The sequence below is a fragment of the Marinobacter azerbaijanicus genome, assembly GCF_030250645.1.
In the GTDB taxonomy this organism is placed as follows: domain Bacteria; phylum Pseudomonadota; class Gammaproteobacteria; order Pseudomonadales; family Oleiphilaceae; genus Marinobacter; species Marinobacter azerbaijanicus.
This window is the reverse complement of sequence record NZ_JASSVS010000002.1, coordinates 253,612-275,853: the sequence shown is the minus strand read 5'-3', so window position 1 is coordinate 275,853 and position 22,242 is coordinate 253,612. Positions and strand designations below refer to the sequence as shown.

General features: G+C 57.3%; 25 protein-coding genes. 13 read left to right on the top strand and 12 right to left on the bottom strand.

Annotated features, from left to right (window positions below; all coding sequences use genetic code 11):
• Positions 1–130: 130 nt before the first annotated feature.
• A complete protein-coding gene (locus QPM17_RS04735) occupies positions 131–637 on the top strand; it encodes a cupin domain-containing protein (RefSeq protein ID WP_285389201.1) in 507 nt (168 codons plus the stop codon).
• A gap of 99 nt (positions 638–736) precedes the next feature.
• On the opposite strand, the gene QPM17_RS04730 is transcribed toward QPM17_RS04735, so the two are convergent.
• From QPM17_RS04730 to QPM17_RS04720, 3 genes are all read right to left on the bottom strand, one after another.
• Positions 737–1,096, bottom strand: a complete 360-nt coding sequence (locus QPM17_RS04730) for a YciI family protein (RefSeq protein WP_285389200.1) — start codon at positions 1,094–1,096, stop codon at positions 737–739.
• Positions 1,097–1,114: 18 nt separating this feature from the next.
• Entirely contained in the window at positions 1,115–1,441 is a 327-nt protein-coding gene (locus QPM17_RS04725; RefSeq protein ID WP_285389198.1) for a VOC family protein, read from the bottom strand.
• Positions 1,442–1,525: 84 nt separating this feature from the next.
• Positions 1,526–2,752 (bottom strand): RNA polymerase sigma factor, encoded by a 1,227-nt coding sequence (locus QPM17_RS04720; protein WP_285389196.1) that lies wholly within the window; start codon positions 2,750–2,752, stop codon positions 1,526–1,528.
• A 107-nt stretch (positions 2,753–2,859) separates the two neighbouring features.
• Here QPM17_RS04720 and QPM17_RS04715 point away from each other — a divergent pair, with 107 nt between their 5' ends.
• The 3 genes from QPM17_RS04715 (at position 2,860) to QPM17_RS04705 (ending at position 4,301) form a co-directional block, all read left to right on the top strand.
• Positions 2,860–3,237, top strand: coding sequence for a thiol-disulfide oxidoreductase DCC family protein (locus QPM17_RS04715; RefSeq protein ID WP_285389194.1), 378 nt, complete (start codon positions 2,860–2,862; stop codon positions 3,235–3,237).
• A 77-nt stretch (positions 3,238–3,314) separates the two neighbouring features.
• The gene (locus QPM17_RS04710) at positions 3,315–3,638 is read left to right on the top strand and encodes a putative signal transducing protein (RefSeq protein WP_285389192.1); all 324 of its coding nucleotides are present in this window, start codon (positions 3,315–3,317) and stop codon (positions 3,636–3,638) included.
• A 6-nt stretch (positions 3,639–3,644) separates the two neighbouring features.
• Complete coding sequence (locus QPM17_RS04705; protein ID WP_285389191.1) at positions 3,645–4,301, top strand: class I SAM-dependent methyltransferase; 657 nt, start codon at positions 3,645–3,647, stop codon at positions 4,299–4,301.
• Here the strand turns inward: QPM17_RS04705 and QPM17_RS04700 are convergent.
• Genes QPM17_RS04700 through QPM17_RS04685 form a run of 4 tightly spaced genes read right to left on the bottom strand, consistent with a single transcriptional unit; the run spans position 4,298 to position 8,278 of the window.
• Positions 4,298–5,290, bottom strand: a complete 993-nt coding sequence (locus QPM17_RS04700; RefSeq protein WP_285389190.1) for a PA2778 family cysteine peptidase — start codon at positions 5,288–5,290, stop codon at positions 4,298–4,300. The two genes, QPM17_RS04705 and QPM17_RS04700, sit on opposite strands and share 4 nt — an antisense overlap.
• A 12-nt stretch (positions 5,291–5,302) precedes the next feature.
• Positions 5,303–5,704 (bottom strand): PA2779 family protein, encoded by a 402-nt coding sequence (locus QPM17_RS04695; protein ID WP_285389188.1) that lies wholly within the window; start codon positions 5,702–5,704, stop codon positions 5,303–5,305.
• 20 nt (positions 5,705–5,724) lie between these two features.
• Positions 5,725–6,822, bottom strand: coding sequence for a carboxysome shell carbonic anhydrase domain-containg protein (locus QPM17_RS04690; protein WP_285389186.1), 1,098 nt, complete (start codon positions 6,820–6,822; stop codon positions 5,725–5,727).
• Between the two features lie 19 nt (positions 6,823–6,841).
• Entirely contained in the window at positions 6,842–8,278 is a 1,437-nt protein-coding gene (locus tag QPM17_RS04685) for a phospholipase D-like domain-containing protein (protein WP_285389185.1), read from the bottom strand.
• A gap of 217 nt (positions 8,279–8,495) precedes the next feature.
• On the opposite strand from QPM17_RS04685, the gene QPM17_RS04680 reads away from it, so the two are divergent.
• From QPM17_RS04680 to QPM17_RS04670, 3 genes are read left to right on the top strand one after another with little or no spacing between them, the layout of a single operon-like run.
• On the top strand, positions 8,496–10,154 hold the full coding sequence (locus tag QPM17_RS04680) for a serine/threonine-protein kinase (RefSeq protein ID WP_285389184.1): 1,659 nt from the start codon (positions 8,496–8,498) through the stop codon (positions 10,152–10,154).
• Positions 10,154–10,900, top strand: a complete 747-nt coding sequence (locus QPM17_RS04675) for a PP2C family protein-serine/threonine phosphatase (RefSeq protein WP_285389760.1) — start codon at positions 10,154–10,156, stop codon at positions 10,898–10,900. The genes QPM17_RS04680 and QPM17_RS04675 overlap by 1 nt, the downstream gene beginning before the upstream one ends.
• A 16-nt stretch (positions 10,901–10,916) precedes the next feature.
• Positions 10,917–11,267, top strand: coding sequence for an FHA domain-containing protein (locus QPM17_RS04670; protein ID WP_285389182.1), 351 nt, complete (start codon positions 10,917–10,919; stop codon positions 11,265–11,267).
• Between the two features lie 2 nt (positions 11,268–11,269).
• On the opposite strand, the gene QPM17_RS04665 is transcribed toward QPM17_RS04670, so the two are convergent.
• Positions 11,270–11,983 (bottom strand): glutamine amidotransferase, encoded by a 714-nt coding sequence (locus QPM17_RS04665; RefSeq protein WP_285389180.1) that lies wholly within the window; start codon positions 11,981–11,983, stop codon positions 11,270–11,272.
• 1 nt (position 11,984) lies between these two features.
• Positions 11,985–12,719, bottom strand: coding sequence for a YebC/PmpR family DNA-binding transcriptional regulator (locus tag QPM17_RS04660; protein WP_285389178.1), 735 nt, complete (start codon positions 12,717–12,719; stop codon positions 11,985–11,987).
• A 180-nt stretch (positions 12,720–12,899) separates the two neighbouring features.
• Here QPM17_RS04660 and QPM17_RS04655 point away from each other — a divergent pair, with 180 nt between their 5' ends.
• Complete coding sequence (locus QPM17_RS04655) at positions 12,900–13,322, top strand: tetratricopeptide repeat protein (RefSeq protein ID WP_285389177.1); 423 nt, start codon at positions 12,900–12,902, stop codon at positions 13,320–13,322.
• Between the two features lie 159 nt (positions 13,323–13,481).
• Positions 13,482–13,886: a hypothetical protein gene (locus tag QPM17_RS04650; RefSeq protein WP_285389175.1), complete on the top strand. Its 405-nt coding sequence runs from the start codon at positions 13,482–13,484 to the stop codon at positions 13,884–13,886.
• Between the two features lie 3 nt (positions 13,887–13,889).
• On the opposite strand, the gene QPM17_RS04645 is transcribed toward QPM17_RS04650, so the two are convergent.
• Both QPM17_RS04645 and QPM17_RS04640 read right to left on the bottom strand, forming a co-directional pair.
• Positions 13,890–14,696 carry an oxygen-binding di-iron domain-containing protein gene (locus tag QPM17_RS04645; RefSeq protein ID WP_285389174.1) on the bottom strand — a complete coding sequence of 269 codons (807 nt, stop codon included), beginning with the start codon at positions 14,694–14,696 and terminating at the stop codon, positions 13,890–13,892.
• A 141-nt stretch (positions 14,697–14,837) separates the two neighbouring features.
• Complete coding sequence (locus QPM17_RS04640) at positions 14,838–15,266, bottom strand: SRPBCC family protein (protein ID WP_285389172.1); 429 nt, start codon at positions 15,264–15,266, stop codon at positions 14,838–14,840.
• 174 nt (positions 15,267–15,440) lie between these two features.
• Here QPM17_RS04640 and QPM17_RS04635 point away from each other — a divergent pair, with 174 nt between their 5' ends.
• Entirely contained in the window at positions 15,441–16,589 is a 1,149-nt protein-coding gene (locus QPM17_RS04635; RefSeq protein ID WP_285389171.1) for a zinc-binding dehydrogenase, read from the top strand.
• Positions 16,589–17,632 carry a proline racemase family protein gene (locus QPM17_RS04630; protein ID WP_285389170.1) on the top strand — a complete coding sequence of 348 codons (1,044 nt, stop codon included), beginning with the start codon at positions 16,589–16,591 and terminating at the stop codon, positions 17,630–17,632. The genes QPM17_RS04635 and QPM17_RS04630 overlap by 1 nt, the downstream gene beginning before the upstream one ends.
• Positions 17,633–17,691: 59 nt before the next feature.
• Here the strand turns inward: QPM17_RS04630 and QPM17_RS04625 are convergent, their stop codons facing one another.
• Positions 17,692–19,620, bottom strand: coding sequence for a sigma 54-interacting transcriptional regulator (locus QPM17_RS04625; protein WP_285389168.1), 1,929 nt, complete (start codon positions 19,618–19,620; stop codon positions 17,692–17,694).
• A gap of 316 nt (positions 19,621–19,936) precedes the next feature.
• Between QPM17_RS04625 and QPM17_RS04620 the strand changes: the two genes are divergently transcribed.
• Together QPM17_RS04620 and ntrB are read left to right on the top strand one after the other, a co-directional pair.
• On the top strand, positions 19,937–21,358 hold the full coding sequence (locus tag QPM17_RS04620; RefSeq protein ID WP_285389166.1) for an ABC transporter substrate-binding protein: 1,422 nt from the start codon (positions 19,937–19,939) through the stop codon (positions 21,356–21,358).
• A gap of 2 nt (positions 21,359–21,360) precedes the next feature.
• Positions 21,361–22,188, top strand: a complete 828-nt coding sequence (ntrB, locus tag QPM17_RS04615; RefSeq protein ID WP_285389165.1) for a nitrate ABC transporter permease — start codon at positions 21,361–21,363, stop codon at positions 22,186–22,188.
• The last annotated feature ends 54 nt before the right edge of the window (positions 22,189–22,242 follow it).

Genomic DNA, 22,242 nt, shown 5'->3' with positions numbered 1-22,242 from the left:
CCAGCCGGCGGAAAAGTTCCCGGTAATCATCGGGCCTGACGGCGGGAACAAAGATGGTCGCTGGTGCGTCCTTGTGGCCGACCGGGATGGTTCCCGGCCCACAACCACACTTATAAGGAGGATAGAACCCATGGCAGGCAACACAACCATTCGTTCACCCTATCGTTACAGTATCGGTTGCAGTCTGGTACTGGTTACATTACTTATCGCATCACCTCTCGCAATGGCGGCAACGCCGTATCAGGGCGAAGGGCACATGATGGTCACACCCTCGGATCTGGAGTGGGGCCCCGTGGGCTCCATGGCTCCCGGAGCAAAAATCTCGATCATCGAGGGAGATCTTTCCAAAGAAGAGCCGTTTACCATGCGGCTGAAGTTACCGGCGGACTACGAGATCGCCCCACACATACATCCCGCATATGAACGGGTGACGGTGCTGTCCGGTACGTTTCATTTCGCCCACGGAAAGGAGATCGACCGTGACAAGGCATCGGCACTGCCCGAGGGCAGCGTTGCCATCATGTCACCGGGAGACCCCATGTTCGGTTACACTGAGGAGGAAGTCGTCATACAGCTGCATGGAACCGGCCCATGGGGTATCGAGTATCTGAATCCGGAAGATGACCCCAGGAAGTAACGCAGTGGCGCCGGGGCCGGCGCCACTCGATTACCCGCCCTCTACTGTTTCAAAACCACTGCCGCTCTGCTGGGGAATTTTATGTATTTCTCCTCTGTCTCAGTCTTTCGGGGGAAGTTCACGAACCGGCCGGACTTCAATGCTGCCGAAACGCGCGGGCGGAATCCGGCTTGCCAACTGCAGGGCTTCGTTCAGGTCGTTGGCATCCAGCAGGTAGAAGCCGGCCAGTTGTTCCTTGGTTTCGGCAAACGGGCCGTCTGAAATCAGTACTTCGTCGTCCCTGACCCTTACCGTTGTCGCCGCCTCAATCGGTTGCAGTGGTTGACCGGTTATGAACTTGCCCTGATCGGTGAGTCTCTCCACTCCGGCAATGCATTCCTGGTTGAGGTCATGCCACTCTTTCTCGGTCATGCTGTTGATTATGCTTTCCTGGTAGTACACCAGTGCTACGTATTTCATGCAGTTCTCCCTGTAGCCTCAGTTGCAGCCTTCGATTTCGTTACTGATCATCCACTGCGTTCCGAAGCGGTCCGTTACCATGCCGAAGCGATGGGCCCAGAAGGTTTCCGCAAAGGGCATGAAGACATTGCCCCCCTCCGCCAGCCGATTGAAAACCCGTTCCGCCTGGCTCACGTCGCTGTACTCGAGATGTACCTGGACACCCTGGGGTTTGGTGTAGCAGTCACCCGACATGTCCGCCCCCATGATCCGGCGGCCCCCCAGGTTCAGGGACGAGTGGATGATCTTGTCGTGCCATTCTGCTGGCGTTTCCTCGGCGGCCGGCGTTTCGCCGTGGGTTATCATGGCTTCGATCTGGCCATCTTGATGATGTGTATAACCAGGTCGCCCAGGAGCGCGACAGATCGACAGCCAGGGGAAAATTATTTGTCAGGCGTTATCCAGGTCTGTCAGCCGCTGGCTCAGAAAGCGCTGTTCCGGGCCCTGTTGGGTAAGGGCAAGGGCCTGCTGATAGGCTATCCTTGCCGCCGGCAGGTCGCCTGAACGGCGGAAGAGGTCGGCACGGGCGGCGTGGAACAGGTAGTAGTTCTGGATGGCCTTGTGGCCCGCAAGCTGGTCAAGGAGTTTCAGGCCGTCCTCGGGCGTGTCCCGCATGGCAACAGCTACCGCGCGATTCAGGGCGATCACCGGGGAGGGCATTTGCCGGTAGAGTGCTTCGTAAAGTCTCGCGATGCGCCCCCAGTCGGTCTGTTCGGTGCTGGTGGCTTCGGCGTGGACCGCGGCAATTGAGGCCTGGAGGGTGTAGGGGCCTGTCGGGGTCAGTCGCAGGGCCTGCTCCAGCCACGCCAGTCCTGTACTGATCTGCTCATGGTCCCAGAGTTCTCGGTCCTGCTCTTCCAGAGTGATTAGTGCGCCGCTTTCATCCTGTCTGGCATTGCGCCGTGAATCGTGCAATAGCATAAGCGCCAGCAGTCCGAATATTTCCCCTCCAGGCAAAAGCCTGGCAAGGAGGCGGGCAAGGCGGATGGCCTCGCCAGCCAGACTGACGTTAACAACGGTATCACCTTCACTGGATGAGTAACCCTCATTGAAAATCAGGTAGATGACTTTGAGGACGCTCTTGAGGCGCTCGGGTAACTCGCGGCGCTCCGGCACCTCGTAGGGGATATTGGCTTCCCGTATTTTGCGTTTGGCACGAACGATCCTCTGGGCTGTCGTGGCGGGCTTCTGCAAAAGGGCGCTGGCAACCTGCTCGGTGGTAAGTCCGCAAATTTCGCGCAGCGTCAATGCCAGTTGTGCCTCAACCGCCAGGGCGGGGTGGCAACAGGTGAAGATCAGTCGCAGCAGGTCATCGTCAATGTGGTTGGTGTCTGGCTCTGATGTGACGGGGGTATCTTCAGCGAGACGGGAAAGGTTGTGGCTGGCGGTCTGGCACCGGCGGATATGGTCGATACCCCGTCGGTGGCCGGTCTTTATAAGCCAGGCAGCGGGATTGTCCGGTATACCCTGTTCCGGCCACTGCTGTATGGCTGCGGTGAATGCCTCCTGCATGGCTTCTTCCGCCAGATCAAAATCGCCCAGGGCGCGGATGAGTGTTGCCTGTACCCTGCGGGACTGTCGATGGTAGATGTCGTTGATTTGGCTTTCTGTATCCATTGGCGCTACACCCCGTCCCTTGTGCTGATCCTCTGGCCATTTTGATAACAGTAATCATTGTTTTATCGTGTAATCAAGTGAATGGAATGCAAGAAACGGAGAGCGCTATGAGTAAACCGGACGATCGGCTTCGAGTATTTTATGATGGCGCCTGCCCCAGCTGCGTCAAGGATCGCAAGCTCTACGAGCGACTCGCAGGCAGGACCGGCGAATCGGTGGAGTGGGTCGACATCACCGGCCGTGACGAGGAGCTGAAACAGCGGGGCATTGAGCCAGACGCCGCACTTCAGGAACTGCACGTGGAAGATAGCCAGGGTAATATCCACCGGGAGCTGGATGCCTATATTCTGCTGATGTCACGGGTATGGCTGTTGAAACCCCTCGCCTGGCTGATCGGGTTGCCGTTGATACGGCCGGCGCTGGCGAAGCTTTATCACAAGTGGGTTGGTGAGCGACTGGAGAGAACCGGGCGAATGCCAAAGTAATCGGACACAGGTCGACGAATGGCGACATTCAGGCTAGGGTTCAGGTAAGCCTTTCCCTGAGCTTGCGGAGCCTGCCAATGCAAATAGCCTATCGTGCCCGTGACCTGGCGGAAGCCCATATTGTCGCTGGCCTGCTGGAATCAAGGGGCATTGAGTCCCATGTTGGAGGTCATTACCTGCAGGGTGCCATGGGCGAGATTGGTGCTGCAGGGTTTACCAATGTCCATGTTGAAGATGACGATTATTCGCTGGCCCGTGCGCTGGTCGCCGAGTACGAGTCTTCTACACCGTCGGAACCCCGTTCGGATGAGGAACAGCTTGAAGATCGCGCCAATCGCTACGCGACCTGGTTTCTGTTGGTTCTGGCTTTTGTAATGGTGTTGCTGTTCGGAGCGTTGTAACTGTTGATGGAAGAATTGAGCTCATTGAATGCCCTTTGCCCGGTTTGCGAAGTTCCGGCCCTGGTGCCGTTTCAGATCATCAATAACACCCGCTATCACCGCTGCGGAAACTGCGAGGCGACCGTCATGGATGAGGCTGACTGGCTGGACGAATGCCAGGAAAAGGCGATCTATGAGCTGCACGACAACAATCCGCAGGACGAAGGCTACCGCCGTTTTCTGTCAAAACTGACTACTCCGTTGCTTGAACGACTGGAACCGGGGGCCTGTGGTCTGGACTTCGGTTGTGGTCCCGGGCCCGCGCTGGCGGTCATGCTGGGGGAGGCGGGTATGAACATGGCACTATACGATCCTTTTTTCTATCCGGAGCGTTCCGTGCTGGAACGGCAGTATGATGTTATTACCTGCACGGAAGTGGTGGAGCATCTGCATCGTCCGGCGGAGGTCTTCCGGCAGCTGGACGGGCTGCTGGCGCCCGGAGGCTGGCTGGGTGTTATGACCTGTTTTCAGACCGATGATGAGCGCTTTGCCAACTGGCATTACCGGCGGGACCCGACTCATATCGTGTTCTATCGCCGGGCCACCATGGAGTGGCTCGCCGGGGCCCATGGCTGGTCACTGGATATTCCGGCCAAGGACGTGGCGCTATTTCAGAAGGTTTAATCGGAAGCTGGGCATTCCAACACCGGGCAGGTGCCTGTGCTGTCCCGGTTGAGTACTTCCGGGATTGACCCGCCAAAACGTTCGGGGTTGATCTCGGCGGCGCAGCTGGCCGCAGTTTCAGCAGCGTTGACGCAGCCCAGGGCGGCCAGCGAGTGGGCCAGGTTATTCCAGCCGGCGGCCACACCGGGAAATTTCCGGGTCAGGCGCTGGTAGTGGCGCGTGGCCAGTTCCAGGTCGCCCTGCTCCCAGGCGATATTTCCCTGCCCCATGATGGCGGCTGGCTGGTCCGGCCACGCCTGCTCCGCGGTCCGGTAGGCAGCCGTTGCGGCCCGGGTCCGGCCAGTGGTTTCCAGATCATTGGCTGACATCAGGTAAGGGAGGGGTTCTGCGGTTGCCGGTAACTGGTCGGGAGGCAGCATAACCGCAGCCCAGTTTTCTGCGCGCTGCCATGTGGCCGTGAACACCTCCACCGTTTCCTCGTGATAATCACGGGTGTCGGTATGTAGAATAATGTTCCGTTTTTCGGCATCAAATCCCATAACCACGGCAAAGTGCCACTGCGGCCACCACCCGAATCTGAGGTTCTGCATCACCAGTACCGGGTTGCCAGCGGCCACCTCTTGCAGAAGACTTTCCAGTGAACCATCCAGTGGATAGACCAGCAGCCCATGGGCTCGGGCAGCTGCTACCAGCTCCACCTTCAGGCTGCCCTGGCGTTGCGGGAGGTAGACCAGCTCCTTCAGAACTTCCGGATTGGTGTTCAGGCCCTGGCTGTTAAGCATCATGGCCAGGGAAGCAGGACCGCATTGATAGCGCTCCTGTGCGAAAAAGGGGACGTTGTCCAGTACCACACGCTTCTCAGCGTCAGGGGGCATATCCAGAGTGTCTGGTTCGGGCCACTGAGGACGGCTGGCGCAGCCCACCAGAATCGTTGCCAGTAAAGCACTGGCAACGATTCGCAGCAGACGCGGATCGGTGGAGATAGTCACGAAGTCAGCGCGCTACCGGATACAGTTGATGAAAGGATAGATGTTGGTAGCACACAGCATGTCGGTGACGACGAAGACCAGCAGGAACAGCACGATAATGCCAACAACGTCTTCACCCACTGGCGCTTCCGCCAGTTGCTGCTCGAACGCCGACAGCTCCTGGGGGGTCAGGTTCTGGATGCGCTCTTCGACCTGCTCCTGGCTGACACCCATTTGCGCAAGCTTGTCTTTCACTTCGTCGCGCTCAAGCATCTCGAGCAGTGACTGGCGGTCAAGATCGGCACGTTGCTCCGTCAGCAGTTCGCCGGTGCCAACGACACCTGCTGTTGCAGACGATGCCCAGACGGTGCCAAAGGCCATCATGATGGCCATGAAAAATGACACGTACCGCAGATGTTTTCTGATAGTTTCCATTCGTCTCTCCTTGCTCTTGATTATGAAACACGATTCCCGTGTTCCGGCTTCGGTTTTGCGGACTGCACTTCAAGACGTCTTTCCGGCCAGTTGAGGATAGCTGACCGGGTGACCATCCGCTCTGCCAGTTCGGGAAAATCCTGTTCAATAACGTTAGCCGCAAATTCCAGTAGAAAAGCGGACTTAAGAGTAGCACGCGCTTTCTGGGTTCCAGGTTCCTTATAGGGGGCGGAAGACAGCAAAAGAAATCCGTCGTCCGGTATCCGGCCGCTCTCCATATTGGCCCTGATGATGCCGGCAGCCTGGCGTATGGGGTGTGCCAGGTCGGGGCTGTAGGGGCCAACAATCAGGGCAAGATTGGGCGCATGGAGAAAGTCGAAGCCTCTTCCCACGCAGATGACCCACTCCCGGTGTTCAATGTTCAGTTCCCGGTCGCTTTTCCTGATTTCCGCAATGTGTTGGATATTGCCACGAACCAGGGGTAACAGATCCCGCTGCACCGCTCCCGGCATATCCGGATACAGAGCTGCTATCTTCGAGTCAGTCTCGTCGGTTGCCGAGAGAGGAATGGTGGACAGATCCAGGTATTGATCATTCGGACCATGGAGAACCAGGGCGTCTTCATCGGTTTCAAATCCACAAACCAGGGGATACACCGTCTGGTGTCCTCTACCGAATAATGTCTCGACCTGTCGGCGGATGCCGAAGGCGTGGGCCATGGCGGCATCACGGTCGCAGTTGAAGCCCGCACACCCCCGTTCCGTTGCCCCCCTGGAATAGTGGTAGGTGATGATAATGAGCACCCGTCTTCCGGCACTGACTGCATTTTGCACTGTATCTGCCAGCAGGTCTCCCAGGTAGGGCCAGCCCAGGTCAAAAATGCCGCCGAGGTTACGGAAGGGCTGGATGATTCCCAGTGGTGTGCGAGTGACATGGGGCAGGTGAATGCGACCATCCATGCACTTCATGGCAATGATGAGGGTGTTGTGTTCAGCAAGGTAGCGTTGACGGGCCAGGTGGTTCTCCGGGCTGCAGAAACCTGCCGAGTGGTTTCGGCTCAGTTCCATCAGCCAGTCAATCCGCTCATTGATCGGCCGGGAATGCACGGGCGTGCTCATTACAGTTACCTCTTCAAATCTAAAAGGTAGACAGTCCTGTGGCCTCCATCAACCTGTATCGCCAGTATCTTAACCGGGATTCGTCCGTCCAGGCTTCGTATGGCAGGCTCATGACGGGTGTTTCTCCGGGGCCGTGGCTCCATTGGTCCTCGAAAAAGCCCGATGCCTTGCGGACGATTCCAGAGTCAACGTCTGATCGTACATGAACACTGGTCTCGAGGTTCAAGTTGTCCAGGTTCCTGCGGGTAAAATTGGCGGAGCCCAGCAGAAGCTGTGCAGTACCGTTCAGATCGCGCCTGACAAGAAGCTTGGTGTGGCATTGCTCGCCTTCGGTGTGGCACCAGCGCACCGCTATACCGGCGTTGTGGAGCTCCATGGCGGCCTGCCGGTTGGGAATGCCGCTTTTTTTGAGGCCGAAGGCGTCGACATTGGCATCCAGTAGAATGCGTACTTCCACGCCCCGGTTGTGGGCCTCTTTCAGCGCCTGCAAAACGGTACGATGGGACAGGTAGAAAATCGCAAGATCCAGGCGGTCGCCGGGTGCTGCGGTGGTTATGATTTCTCTGGCTGACGTGAGGATCGCTGACTCGGTAACCACCCTGATGGTGTCCGCCGATTCGGCCTCTGATTCGGGGAGGCTGGTCAGCACCTTGTCCACTGCGGTGGTATCGGCGCTCGACATCGTCAGCACGGCACGCTCAGTTCTTAGCAGGTCGGCGACAGCAGGCCCTCCGAATCGAAGGCCAATGTTGCTGTGGCGGCTGCTGCCGTCATGGGGATTGGCGGACGTTACCAGAGCCCGGAAGCCCTCACCGCTGTCGGTTACCAGGGTTTTCCGGTGGTTGGCTTTGAAATTGGGCAGTGCCAGATAGCTGCGAACTGTCACTGGTTGTGTGCCCAGCACATTGGGCAGCCAGCCGGCAGACGCGGAATTGCCCATCCACTGGCAGCAGACACGCCACAACCCCGACCAGGCAGGATTGCTGTCACGCAGACGTTGCAATCGGGTTTCCACCACCGGAATGCCCGCCTGACGAAGTTGCTTGAAATGTGGGGACACTGTGCCGCCATAGACCGTGTTGATGGGATCGGATATCACAATGATATCCATGTCTGGATGAGCGTCTTTCCTTGCAATCAGAGCATCCGTGAGCATGCGTGCCAGCGGTAGCTGGCGGCTGCCGTCGGCACGGCTATCGTTGAAGAGGAACATGTCCACCAGCACGAAGGTTTGAGCGTTGGCAATCATCTCGAAGATCTCAGCGAAGATCTCGTGGTCCAGCCGCGGCTCTTCATTGCCGAAGTGCAGGGTTCTGTCGATGAGCAGCCTGGCGTCGGTAAGTGGCTGTTCATCACCCTGGTAACTGAGTCCCTGGGGAAGGGATTTGATCGAGTGGTAAAGGCCGGTTGTAATGATTGCCAGAACAAGTAGGCCAATCAGTAACTTGAATGTCATTGTCATGCTTCCTGGCGGAGACGTCCATACAGCGAACTATACGGCAGAATGGTTGTTTTCGTCCTTTACACCATTGTCATCAAAGGCTTATTCCGCTGGAGGCGTGATACGGGTCCCACCTGCACAAACATTTACAAAAAACAGCCCCTGGTAACCTATCGCTGCCGGCGAACACTTTCTAGACTTGCAGGATCAATCATTTACGATAACGGCTCCTGTGAATTCACTGGCTTTTGTAGTTTCCCGCCTGTTCAGTCTGCGCCTGCTCATAGTTGTGCTTGCGCTCGCCTTTGTCTTTATGGGAGAGGCAATCCCGATGCTGGGCTGGCTGGACCGCATTCTGTTTGGCTCTCTCGGAAATCCTTCCGGTATTGGTGACACCGGCGCGGTGATGAATATGCCGCCAGGGGACTTCGCCCAGGCCCTGGAGACCCGGGGGCTTTCCGAACCTCTCTGGTCTGACGTTGCCACCCGTTCCGGTATCATGGGGGCTGCGCTGTTCCTGGTGCTTGCGGTTCCCCGGATGGGTGCCGGCGTGGCCCTGCCTGTTATTCTGCTGCTCGCGGGATCACTGGTGGTGCTTCAGGCTGCCTTCATGTTTTACCAGAGTGCCTGGCTGCCGCTCGGGGAAGTGGTCACCCTGCTGGTGACAGGCTACATCATCATGCTGTTCTGGCTGCAACCCCGGCGGGACATCGTGTCGCTGTCACAGAATGTACAGGCAGCCAGAACCCGTCTCGGCAAACTGTTACTACAGCAGGGCCAGCCGGACGAGGCGCTGGAAGTGCTTTCAGAATGCCCTCCGAGTGAGGACACCCTTGGCCTGCAGTACGATATCGCGATCCAGCAGGAGCGCAAACGCCAGTATGACAAGGCCTGTGCCACGTACCGTCAGATCCTCGAACAGAAACGTAAGTATCGGGATACAGACAAGCGCCTGGCGGCCCTGGAAAGCCTGAATACGGAAGGTGCCGCGGCGGTAGCGGGAGGCTTCGACAGTACTCGAACGCTGGTGCTGCCGGAGCAGAGTGTGAGCCGGCCAACCCTGGGCCGTTATGAGATTGAACGGGAGATCGGGCGTGGCGCCATGGGGGTGGTCTATCTTGGCACCGACCCGAAAATCGCCCGCACAGTGGCGATCAAGACACTCAGCTATCAGGCTTTCGATGACAGTGAGCTGCGAGACCTGAAGTCCCGGTTCTTCCGGGAAGCGGAGGCTGCCGGGCGCCTCAGTCACCCGGCCATTGTCACCGTGTATGACGTGGGAGAGGAAGCGGACCTGGCATTCATTGCCATGGACTATGCCCGAGGGCGCCCGCTCAGTGATTTCTGCAAGCCGGGTCGGCTGCTGCCGCTGGCAACGGTGCTGGACATCGTTGCCAGAGTCGCGGATGCCCTGGACTATGCTCATCGCCAGAAGATTATTCACCGCGACATAAAGCCGGGCAACATCATCTTCAACCCGGACAACGGCGAAATCAAAATCACCGATTTCGGAATAGCCAAGATCTCGGATGATTCCAGGACCCGCACCGGTAACGTTATGGGAAGCCCGCTCTATATGTCTCCCGAGCAACTTAAGGGCCAGAAGGTAACTGGCGCGTCTGATACCTACAGCCTGGGTATTACACTGTACAAACTGGTATCCGGAGAAACGCCCTATCAGGGTGATACGCTGGCGAATCTGACCTATCAGATTCTGAACAAGCGCCCGAGGAGTGTCCGGGAGTTTAATCCGGAGCTGCCTAATGGCATTGTGCGTCTTATCAACAAAGCCATACAACGGGAACCGGACAAGCGCTTCTCTAGTGCCGCGACCATGGCAGAAGCACTGCGGCGGCAGGTATCCCGTGAGGCGAAGGAGGAAGCATCGTGATGACTCCCCGAATAGCCGGCCTTACCGATGTGGGGTCCGTGCGCGCAGCTAATCAGGATGCCATTGACTGGCTGATCAGTGACGATAACCGACAGGCATTGCTGGTGGTCGCCGATGGTATGGGGGGCTATCAGGGCGGAGAAATTGCCAGTCAGATCGCGGTAGACACAGTAATGGAGTCTCTGAGAGCCTGCCTGGTGCCTGCAGCCCCTTTTCAATCGGCCGAGCCAGAGGAGGCCATACGGGTAGCCATAAACCTTGCGAATGAGCGCATACAGGAGCGACGGGCAACGGAACCGGAGCTTGCCAGAATGGGTACCACTCTGGTTATTGCCTGGGTCATCGATGGCGAAGCCCATATCGCCCACCTGGGTGACTCCCGTTGTTATCTTGTGCACGAGAACGAACTGCGGTGTCTGACCCGGGACGACACAGTGGTTCAGAATATGCTGGAAGATGGCAGTATCCAGCCGGATGACGTACCCCACGTACCATTCCGCAACGTACTCACCCGGGCTCTGGGAGCCTCTTCCGCGCATGCCAGCTACCAGCGGGTCCGTCTGGTCCCGGGCGATTACCTGCTGTTGTGTTCCGACGGCCTTACAGAAGCCCTGCCAGAGGCTGACTGGATACCCTTGATGTCAGGCCCGAAGTCGGCGGAAGAAAAGGCTCGGGCGCTGGTCAATGCAAGCCTGGACAATGAAGCACCGGACAACGTCTCTGTTGTTCTTCTGATACTTGATTAGAGAAGGAGCCCTGTGTATGGCATCACTTTCCCAACTGGTGGACAACGTTGTGGTGAATACCTTCGAGCTGGACCAGCCCGAGGTTCGTGTCGGCAGGGGCGCAGATAACGATATCCGCATCGACGAGATTTCCGTCAGCGGTCGTCACGCCATCATCGAGTCGGTACCCAATGCCTACCTGGACGGTACGGTGGATTACTACATCACCGACAGTAACAGCACCAACGGCACCTTCGTCAACGACATCCGTATCAGTGGACGTCAGCGCCTGAACAGTAATGATCTGGTACGGATTGGCTGGAATGAATTCCGGTTTGTTGATGAAGACGAGAATGCCATGGAAAAAACAGCCTATATTCTCGACTAGAGTCAGGGGTTCATGACAATCTGCGAGAAACGGTCCAGAAGGGAGGAGGCCTCCGGTGCGTTTTTCACTCCTGCCAGCAGGGAGTCGGCATCAAGCCCCTCTTTGACAAGGTCCGGTGCCTGGACCTTGAGGTAGGCCCGCATGATGTCCGATGAAAACTCTGGATGGAACTGAACACCCCAGGCACAGGGGCCAACCCGGAACGCCTGATGAGCCTCAAAGTCGTTACAGCCCAGAAGGACAGCATTTTCCGGCAGCCGGAGGGCGGACTGCCGATGGGTCAGCTGGGCCGGGAACTCGCGGGGAAGCCCCTTGAATAGTGGATCATCCTCCGCCGCATCCAGCAATGTTACCTGGTGGGTCCCGGTTTCCCGGCCCCCGGGATGAAAGCCCGCTTCGCCACCCAGGGCATGGGCCAGCAATTGATGGCCATAGCACACCCCCAGAATCGGTATTTCAGCCGCGACCGCCTCGGCCAGCCAACTGGCGGTCTGCTCGCTCCACGGTGCCCGGTCACTGACCATGGCCGGCGAACCGGTGACGACAATACCGTCCCACTCCTGTGGCCGGCCCGGAAGGTCGTCAACGGTCACGTCCACCACCTGCAGGTTGAGCTCCGGCGCAAGCCCGGCTACAAACCAGCTGTCGAAATCCCCGAATGCTTCGCGGATGGTGGGGTAAGTGGTACCGGTTTTCAGAATGACGACCCTTGGCAATTTACTGCTCCTGTACGTCGGCGATCACTGCGTTATGGTAGACGTTCTGAACGTCGTCCAGGTCGTTGAGCATGTCCATGAATTTCTCGAACAGCCCAATGTCATCGCCTTCGATGGTGGTGGTGGTCTGGGGCAGGAACTGAATCTCATCCACTTCGAATTCCAGGCCCTCAAAGGCCTCCTGCAGTGCCTGCCGGGCCTTGGCGTATTCCGTATGGGGAGCAAACACGGTAATCATGCCGTCCTCATGTTCAATGTCGGTAACATCCACATCAGCCATCATCAGCGCTTCGAGGGCTGCTTCCTCATCATCGCCCCTGAACCCGAATATGGCGCAGTGATCGAACATGTGGCTGACGCTGCCCTGGGTGCCAATTTTGCATTTGGTTTTGGTAAAAGCGAGGCGAACGTCACCAAAGGTACGGTTGGGGTTATCCGTCAGGCAATCCACGATGGCCATGCAGTTACCGGGCCCGAAACCCTCGTAGCGGGCAGGGGAGAAGTCCTCACCGGCTCCGCCCTGTGCTTTCTCGATTGCTTTCTCTATGACATGCGCGGGCACCTGATCCTTTTTGGCGCGGTCTATCAGGCCACGCAGTGACAGGTTGCTGTCCGGGTCCGGGCCACCGGACTTGGCGCAGACATAGATTTCACGGCCATATTTGCTGTAAACCTTGGTTTTGGCGGCGGCCGTTTTGGCCATGGAGTCTTTGCGGTTCTGATAGGCTCTGCCCATTTCGCTGCCTCGATATTGTTTCAAAAGTGCGGATTTTACTCGACAAGACACACCGGTGACAGCGTTATTTACCGTCAGCCTGCCCCACCCAAAGTTGTAAACCTTCGGCACTTTAGGGTCAAAGACGCTGTGTTTTCCAACTGATAGCGTGAGAGTGTCCCTTGATGCCGGGAGGCTTCCATGACACCTCGACACGCCACCAGTCTGATAGCCATGGCCGCGGGTTTTATGATGCTGCTACCGCAAGCCGCACACAGTGATGACTCCGACCAGCAACTGGGCGTGGCTCGCGAAATGGTCAGGGTTCTGGAGGCCTATGCAGTTTACAAGATGGGCCAGTATGACCTGGCATTCGAACGCTACCAGGCACTTGCCGAGGCGGGCAACCATCAGGGTATGTACAACCTGGCAAATATGTACGCCGCAGGTCTGGGGGTGGAGCAGAGTGATTCTGAAGCTTTCAGGTGGTATCTGAAAGCAGCCGAAGCCGGCAACAGGCTGAGTATGGCTGAGGTTGCAAGAGCGTATGCCGACGGCACTGGTGTCGAGGCAAACCCGATCCAGGCTCACTACTGGCAGGTCATGGCGGCCGAGGATCCCTGACAGGGCAGCGGTTGCCGGAGTGTTACCATCCGGTCATTGATGTCAGGGATTCGGAGCCTCCCATTTATTCGCGAGGTAAACGTAAGTATGCTCGGGCCAATAGCTAACTGATGCGGTTGCCAGACATACTCTGGCGATCCTTGGACCGGGAGCGGAACGATGAAACGTTCAGCAGTTGTCTTTCTGAATTTCACCCTGTTAATGGCAATGCCAGGGCTGGCTGTGGCCCAGCAATCCTTACCCCAGCAGGACCAGGTGCAAGTCCAGAATCAGATGCGTGCCCAGGGCGGCCAGCCCGTGACCGGCTCCGGGCTTATGACGCCCGAGGAGAGGGAGCAGTTGCAGGATCGCATGCGGTCGGCCGGCAGTCAGCAGGAGCGCCAGGCCATTCTGGATGAACACCGCCTGAAAATGGCAGACCGCGCCCGGGCCCAGGGGGTGAATCCGGAGAGCATTGAAGGTTTGCCGTCATCTTCCGGTGACGATCCCCGTAGCCGCCGGATTCAGGGCCAACCAAGCGCTGCACCCCAGGGTCGCGGTGCAGGCCCTGCCGGTGTCCGCTAGCGGTTACGCCGAGAGATAGTCCACCGGTCGGCGATAATTTTCCTGGCTGACCAGGTCAATGCCGCAGTCAACGCTGGATACCCAGTTAAGAAACTGTTCCACCATTGCCGGTCCTTCAAAACGTTTACCATGTTGCGGCACGATGGCGCTTACTTCCATCTGCCGTACCATGTTGGCCCACAACTCACACACCTTACGTGATGCAATGTAGCGACGGTGGAAGCCGATCATGTTGGGTATGTGCTTGTCGAAGTTTGTCACCGGCTCGTGCTCGTGCTCGCCACCCATGGAGGCTCCAAGGTCCCCCGAAAACAGGATTTTCGAGACCGGATCATAGAACTGCAGGTTGCCTACCGAATGCATGAAATGGGCCGGCAGGCACTGGATAAAGGATTCACCGAAAGGCACGTTAATGCCACCGTCCGGTACACTCACAATACGGTCGTACACGCTCCCGCTCAGCTGCCCGGTCACATAGCCGGATACCAGGTGCGGCAGGAAGCGCGCCCAGAGTCTGGAGGTGACAATTTTGGCGCGGGTGTGAACGATCCACCGGTCAATAGCACCGATGATATCCGGGTCCTGGTGGGAGGCGAACACATAGTCCATGTCGCGGATGTTCATATACCGCGAGGCAGCAACCGACAGGGGGGTATAGGTCAGATCCCCGCCCGGATCAATCAGGGCCTCATGTTTGCCATCAACTATGAGGAACTGGTTGGACTGCACGCCCTCGCCGGTTACCAGTGAATCGAACATCAGACATTTGTGGTGCCCGTTATCAAACAGAACAATGGGTTCCGCTGCCATTCTTGTCTCCCGGTAGGCTGACTATCCGGCCCGAATGGCCGGATACTGCAAAATTTCCGGGAGGGTACAAAATTGGCAAACGCGACCTTTTGCGTCAGGTCAATAAACTGACATCCATCAAGTAATGTTTTGTGGCGACACTCAGGCAAGCCTGGGAACGCGCCGAATACCTTTGCGTATGCCCTGATCCAGTGCTGAACTCACCAGTTTTCCGGTGTAGGGCACAATGTCGTCAAAAGAAATGGTGTACAGAACCCGGGTTTTGTCGTCAGCGACATCCTCAAAGCGAATTCTGCCCAGGTGGTTGCGAATGGGGCTCATGCTGGAAATGGTGTACTCGATCAGCAAGTCCGGCTCAAAGGTAATCACTGTTTCCTTGAGGCCGATGGGGCCGAGCCCGATTTTGCGGATAGATCCGACGCCGTTGGGGTCGGCCTGGTCACTGTCACGAATTCTCTTTACCGGGGCGCCCAGCAGCTTACCGAAGCGCTCGTGGTCGGCAAACAGGGCAAACACCCTGCTTCGCGGCACATCAAAGGTTTCATCAATTTCAATCTTGTAGGTTGCCATAACTGCACTCTTAAGACACTGTTCCACACAGAGTATCCGGTTAAGTGCTACAACAAAAGTCGTAGGGCACCGATGACCCCGATATGGCCCGATCTTCACCATTACCCTCCTGACACCACCAGAAATCTAACCTATCCTGACCAGATACCCAGCAGATACAGGAGCAGAACGCCCATGATCCCAAAGACCATGAAAGCTATGCTGCTCACCGGGCATGGTGGCATTGAAAAACTGGAATATACCGAAGATGTACCCACCCCCGAACCCGCTGCGGGAGAAGTTCTTGTCCGTGTAACCGCCACCGCCAAGAACAATACTGACCGCAAGGCACGGGAAGGCCTTTATCCGACCAAGGACAAGGGCGAGGTGACCTCCTTTCAGATGGGCGGCTCAGCCACGCTGACCTTCCCCAGGATTCAGGGGGCGGATGTAGTCGGCCATGTGGTTGCTGTTGGTGAAGGTGTTGATGAGGCCCGAGTGGGTCAGCGAGGCCTGCTGGATTTCAATCTGTACGCCGACGACCGCCGTGACATCAACCTCACACCGGACTATTACGGTCACGGTGCCGATGGCGGTTTCGCCGAGTATATTGCGGTGTCCTCCGACCAGTTCCACCACATCGAAAATGCTGATCTGGCTGATGCTGAACTGGCCTCTATGGGTATGTGTTCCTACCAGACCGCCCTGCACATGCTTACCTCTGCAAGGGTAAAGGCCGGAGAGCGCATACTTGTTACCGGTGCGAGTGGGGGTGTCGGTACTGCGCTCATTCAGCTTTGCCGGATAATGGGCGCTACCCCCTATGCACTGAGCCAGAAGGACAAGGCGGAGGCGCTACTCAAGCTGGGCGCCGCCGCTGTGCTGGATCGCTCGGACATGACCAACTTCACCGACAAGGTTCGCGCAGTTACCGGAGGGCGCCCCATTGATGCGGTGATGGACCTGGCCGGTGGGGATATGACCGACCAGTTTATAGATACCATGATTTTCGATATGAACAGCCGCGGCGACTACCCGCGCCTGAGCATTGCCGGTGCCAGTGCGGGCAATGTCAGTGAAATTATGTGGACCCGCATCTATCTTTACCAGGTGCAGGTTTTCGGGGTGTCCCATGGCACCCGGGAAGAGGCGGATCAATTGGTCACATGGATACGCGGTGGCCAGCTCAAGCCGGTGCTGCACGCAGCCTTCAGGCTCTCGGATTTGCACGAGGCGGAACGTTACTTCGTTAACCGCAGTAGCAACTACCTGGGCAAGATCGTGATAGTCCCTGATGCTCAGTGGGCCGAGCATGGCGCCCCTTTTGCCCTGGAGAAGCAGTAATGCATCCTGAACTTAACCTGCAACTGATGGATACCCATGCCGGCGGCGACGTGAGCCGGATTGTGACTGGCGGTATCTGCCAGCTACCCGGAAATACCGTTCGGGCACAGATGGAATACCTGCGCGATGAGGCGGACGGCCTTCGCAGGCTGCTTCTGCATGAGCCCTATGGCATCCCGGAAATGTCCGTTGATCTGCTGGTGCCACCGAGCGATCCCGAGGCAGTGGCAGGCTACATTATCATGGAGGTGATGGGATACCCGATCTACTCAGGGTCAAACACCATCTGCACAGCCACGGCAGTACTTGAGACGGGTATCGTACCCAAGCGTGAGGGCTGGCAGAGCTTTGTTCTGGAGGCACCGGCAGGCCTGGTCCATATTGATGCCCTTGTACGTGACGGTGTCGTGGAAGCCATTACATGTGGGGGGCTTCCCAGCTATATCCATACCTACCGGGCCAGCATCAACGTACCGTCGATTGGTAATGTGACCTACAGTGTTGCGTATAGTGGTGGCTTCTATGCCCTCGTGGACGCATCAAGTCTGGGGTTTTCCCTGCACCTGAATGAAGAGCGTCAGCTCGCCGAGTGCGCCTACCATATTACTGAAGCGATTCAGGCGGAACGGGGTTTCTCCCACTACACCCTGGGCGATGTGGGGCCACTGCCTTTTCTCCATTTCATGGGGCCGCTGGAGCATTTGTCGGATCACTTCTATCGCTCCCGGTCAGCCACCTATGTGCACCCTGGTGTTATCTGCCGCAGCACAACGGGTACCGGCACCTCGGCGCGGCTTGCGCTGATGAACTACGAGGGCATGATCAAACCGGGGGACCGCCTGGAAACTGTTTCCCTGCGGGAAACCGGCTTCATCGGCGAGTTCACGAGTGTGCGCCAGGAAGGGGATCACGAAGTGGTGGAAAATACCATTACCGGAAAGAGTTACGTGCTGAGCCGTGCGGATATTGTTGTTAACTGTGAAGACTCGATGGTCGACTGCGGGGGGCTGACCCATATTCTGACCAGCGCTCATCCGGATTAATCAGAAAGCACGAGTTCGCTGGCTGGATTATGCTGTCTTATCCTCTCGCACAGTTGGTATTACTCCGGACCTGGCCTGAAGCCAGCCGGGCTGATGTTCAGTTTCTTAAGGCGTGATGACAGGGTAGTGGGTTTCATGCCCAGCATGACGGCCGCCCCGTCGTCACCGAAAACCCGGCCCCGGGTAGCGGTCAGCGCTCTGATCAGATTCTTCTTCTCCAGTTCCTGAAGTTCATGCTCGGTCATTACCTGCGACCCTGAATGGCGCGGAGGGGGCGTATCTGCTGCAGGTCCTGCTGAGACATCTCTTGATGGGAGGTCAAAGTCCAGGAAACGTTCGGCAGTGATAACCTGCCTTTCGATGACATTCTCCAGTTCCCTGACATTTCCCGGCCAGTGGTATCCCTTGAGAACCTCTACATCGCACACCCGTAATGTCAGGCGAGGGCGGTTAAACCTCACGCAGGCCCGTTCCAGGAACTCCTGGGCCAGCATCGGTATATCCTCGATGCGCCGGCGCAAGGGTACTGATTCGATTGGGAATACATTGAGACGGAAATAGAGATCTTCACGAAAGCGTTTTTCCTGAACTTCTGCTTTGAGTTCACGATTGGTAGCGGCGATCACCCGAACGTTTACGGCCCGGGTGCGGTTCTCACCCACACGTTCGAATTGCTGGTCCTGCAGCACTCGTAGCAGCTTGCCCTGCAGTTCCAGGGGGATTTCGCCCACCTCGTCCAGGAACAGGGTGCCGCCATCGGCCAGCTCAAACCGGCCAACTCGATCACTGAAGGCTCCGGTAAAAGCGCCTTTGACGTGGCCAAAGAATTCACTCTCGAACAGGTCTTTGGGAATGGCAGCGCAGTTAACCCGGATCAACGGTCGGTCCCTGCGATCACTGGCCTGGTGAATCGCCCGGGCAATGAGTTCCTTGCCAGTGCCGGATTCACCGGTGATCAGCACGTTGGCATCCGTCGGGGCGACCAGACCAATACGACGGACAATTCCCTTTATGGCATCGCTCTGGCCGACAATTTCGTGGAAGTGATACTCAGCACTTAACTCTTCCTGCAGATAGGCATTCTCGATCTCAAGCCGGTGCTTGAGACTCTCCACTTCCTCCAGAGCCTGTTGCAGTTCTTTCTGGGCCTGTAACCGTGGCGATATGTCCCGGAAAACCACAACCGCACCTACGGGATGTCCGTTATCAATGATGGGTGTGCTGGTGTACTCAACGGGAAAGCCCGAGCCATCTTTGCGCCAGAACCAGTCCTCACCAACCCGACGGATGCTGCCATCGCGAAAAGCAGCGTATATGGGGCAGTCTTTGAGAGGAAACAGGGAACCGTCTTCATGGGAATGATGCATGACCCGGTGGATCACTCGGCCCATAAGTTCGTCGCAGCGCCAGCCAAGCATTCGTTCGGCAGCGGGGTTTACAAAGGTGGTGCGGCCCTCGGCGTCAACGCCGTAGATACCTTCTCCCACTGCATGGAGGATAAGCTGGTTCTCCCGTTCCATATCGTTAAACAGTTCAGCCACCCGTCGCCATTCCAGCAACCCTCCCCGATGGTAGTGGTTGACTTCGTGTCGCTCGCGCAGGGTTCTCAGTAATTTTCGGTCACGCAACAGGAACAAAACCTGGTGATCCTCGGCTTCACCGGCACGTGAAGATGATATTTCCAGTTCAATGACACGGCCATTCCGGTGTTGGAGTGTAAATTCCCGGCTCCAGGCGCTGCCACGGAAGAGGGTTTCCTCGGTGAACGCAATCAGCTGAGGGCGTTGGTCCTGGAACAGTCCGGTACAGCGGCGGCCCAACAGGGCACCCCGGCTGCAGCCCACCAGCCTGGCCATGGCAGAGTTCAGCGCCAGTATGACATCCAGTGCCGTGTCCACGAGCAGCGCAGGTTCTGGCAGGTGATCGACCCAGTGTCCACCAGGCATTTGGCTGGAAGGCATTGTTAATTCGGCACTGGTCTCTGGCATTGGTGCCTCCTGGCATCTTTGTTGATCCGGGGTTTACCGGGCATTTGGGAAAGGAGAGTCAATTGCCGTGCCAACTACGAATATTCGTGCTCAAGGGCACGAAGTTTCGTGGAGTACGAAAAATCGTAGTGGTGAGCGCTGCTTTGTCAGAAAGTAAAGTTGAATAAAAACAGATGGATAAAAAAATAGGAGGAACATGGCACGAACCCTGCGATAGCTGGTGAAGGAGGTTCGCGATTGGTGATGGTCCTGCCCGGCCCGGCACTCATCGCGCACCAGATAAGTGCGAAGAGAACCAGTTTGGGGAGAGTGCACCATGACGACCAAGAGCCTTGGAAATCCATTCGACGGGGATCAAACCCTGATTCACGGAAGGCAATGTGACTGTCAGGATTGTAAAGGTGCCGGCACCGCCAGTGCGCTGGCATCGTCAGCGATGACACCTCAGGACAAGCGCGATGCCGATGCGGGCCTGCAGGACTCCGAAGCCATGATGGACCGGGCGATTGAAAGCGCCGTTGTGCGCTCTGTCTTTGGTCACAACGACCATAGCCGCCGCAGCTTCATGAAACTGATGGGGGCAGGCACTGCCGCCGCCTTGCTTGGCAGTGTGTTCCCAATGGACAAGGCCAAGGCGGCCGTCAAGGAATCTCTGGGAAAGCTGGAGAAGACCAGACTGAACGTGGGTTTTGTACCCATCACCTGTGCCACACCGATTATCATGGCCCACCCTTTGGGATTCTATGAGCGATATGGTCTGGACGTCACCGTGACCAAAACCGCCGGCTGGGCCGTGGCTCGGGATAAATCTCTGGCAGGGGAATATGACGCCTCTCATATGCTCACCCCGATGCCCCTGGCGATGACCATGGGAGCCGGGTCCACGCCGGAACCTTTCATCATGCCCGCTGTGGAAAATATCAATGGCCAGGCAATAGTCCTGCACGTTGACCACAAGGACAAGCGTGACCCCAAACAGTGGAAAGGCTTCAAATTTGGGGTGCCGTTCGAATATTCCATGCACAACTTCCTGTTGCGCTACTATCTTGCCGAGAATGGCATAGATCCGGACACCGACGTTCAGATCCGCGTGGTTCCGCCACCCGAGATGGTCGCCAACCTGCGTGCAGGCAATCTTGACGGCTACCTGTCTCCAGATCCATTCAACCAGCGAGCGGTCTGGGAGAAAGTGGGCTTCATCCACATGCTTACCAAGGATATCTGGGAGGGGCACCCATGCTGCGCCTTTGCCTGCAGCCAGAAGTTCGCCACTGACAATCCCAACACCTACGGGGCGTTGTTGCGGGCCATCATAGATGCCACCCAATACTCGAACGTTCCGGAAAACCGTAAGGAAATTTCCGAGGCCATTGCACCGAAAAACTATCTCAACCAGCCAGTGCCGGTCATTCAGCAGGTACTGACGGGCCGCTATGCCGACGGTCTGGGTGAGGTCCAGAACGTGCCCGACCGTATCGATTTCGATCCCTTCCCCTGGCATTCCATGGGTGTGTGGATACTGACGCAGATGAAACGTTGGGGGTATATCGAAGGAGATGTGGACTACAGAGGCATTGCCGAGCAGGTATATCTGGCGGGTGAGACCGGCAGGCTGATGGAAGAGATGGGCTACACCGCTCCAAGCAAGACCTACAAAACCCACACCATCATGGGCAAGACCTTTGATCCGGCCAGCCCCGAAGCCTACGCCCGCAGTTTTGCGATTGGGAGGGTGTAGCCATGGCATCGCTGAATGTGCGCGCTGCACTGTTGTCAGTGAGCTTCCTGGTCCTGGCACTGGGTGCCTGGGAAATGTCCACCCAGCCTCCTGCGGCCCAGGAGAGCATGAGCGAATATGAAATGCTCATGGGGGGAGCGGAACAGGAGTCACGGGTACCGCCTCCTTCGGCGGTGATCAGGCTGGCCTGGGAAGAGCTGTCGAATCCTTTCTACGACGCTGGCGCTAATGACAAGGGGATTGGCATCCAGTTGGGCTATTCCGTGTATCGGGTACTGACAGGGTATCTGGCTGCCATGGCCATTGCCTTACCCGTTGGTTTCCTGATTGGCATGTCGCCACTGATGTATAAGGCATTGAACCCCTACATCCAGGTGCTTCGACCGATTTCGCCCCTGGCGTGGATGCCTCTGGCGCTGTTCATCATCCAGGACTCGGACGCTTCTGCCATCTTCGTGATCTTCATCTGTTCCATCTGGCCGATGCTGCTGAATACTGCCTTCGGCGTCGCCAATGTGCGGGAAGACTGGATCAACGTTGCCCGCACCCACGAACTGGGTCACCTGCGTACTGCGCTGACGGTCATCCTGCCTGCCGCCGCTCCGACCATTATGACTGGCATGCGGATATCCATTGGCATTGCCTGGCTGGTCATTGTGGCAGCGGAAATGCTCGTGGGCGGCACCGGTATCGGCTATTACGTCTGGAATGAGTGGAACAACCTGGACCTGGCCAGTGTGATCTTCTCAATCCTGATGATTGGCGTGGTAGGTATGCTGCTGGACCTGGCCCTGGGCAAGGCCCAGCGCCTGGTGGAATACAAAGAGTGAAGTGCCCGGCGCACCTTTTATGGCGCCGGCTTCAACCTCCGAATGGAGACGTGT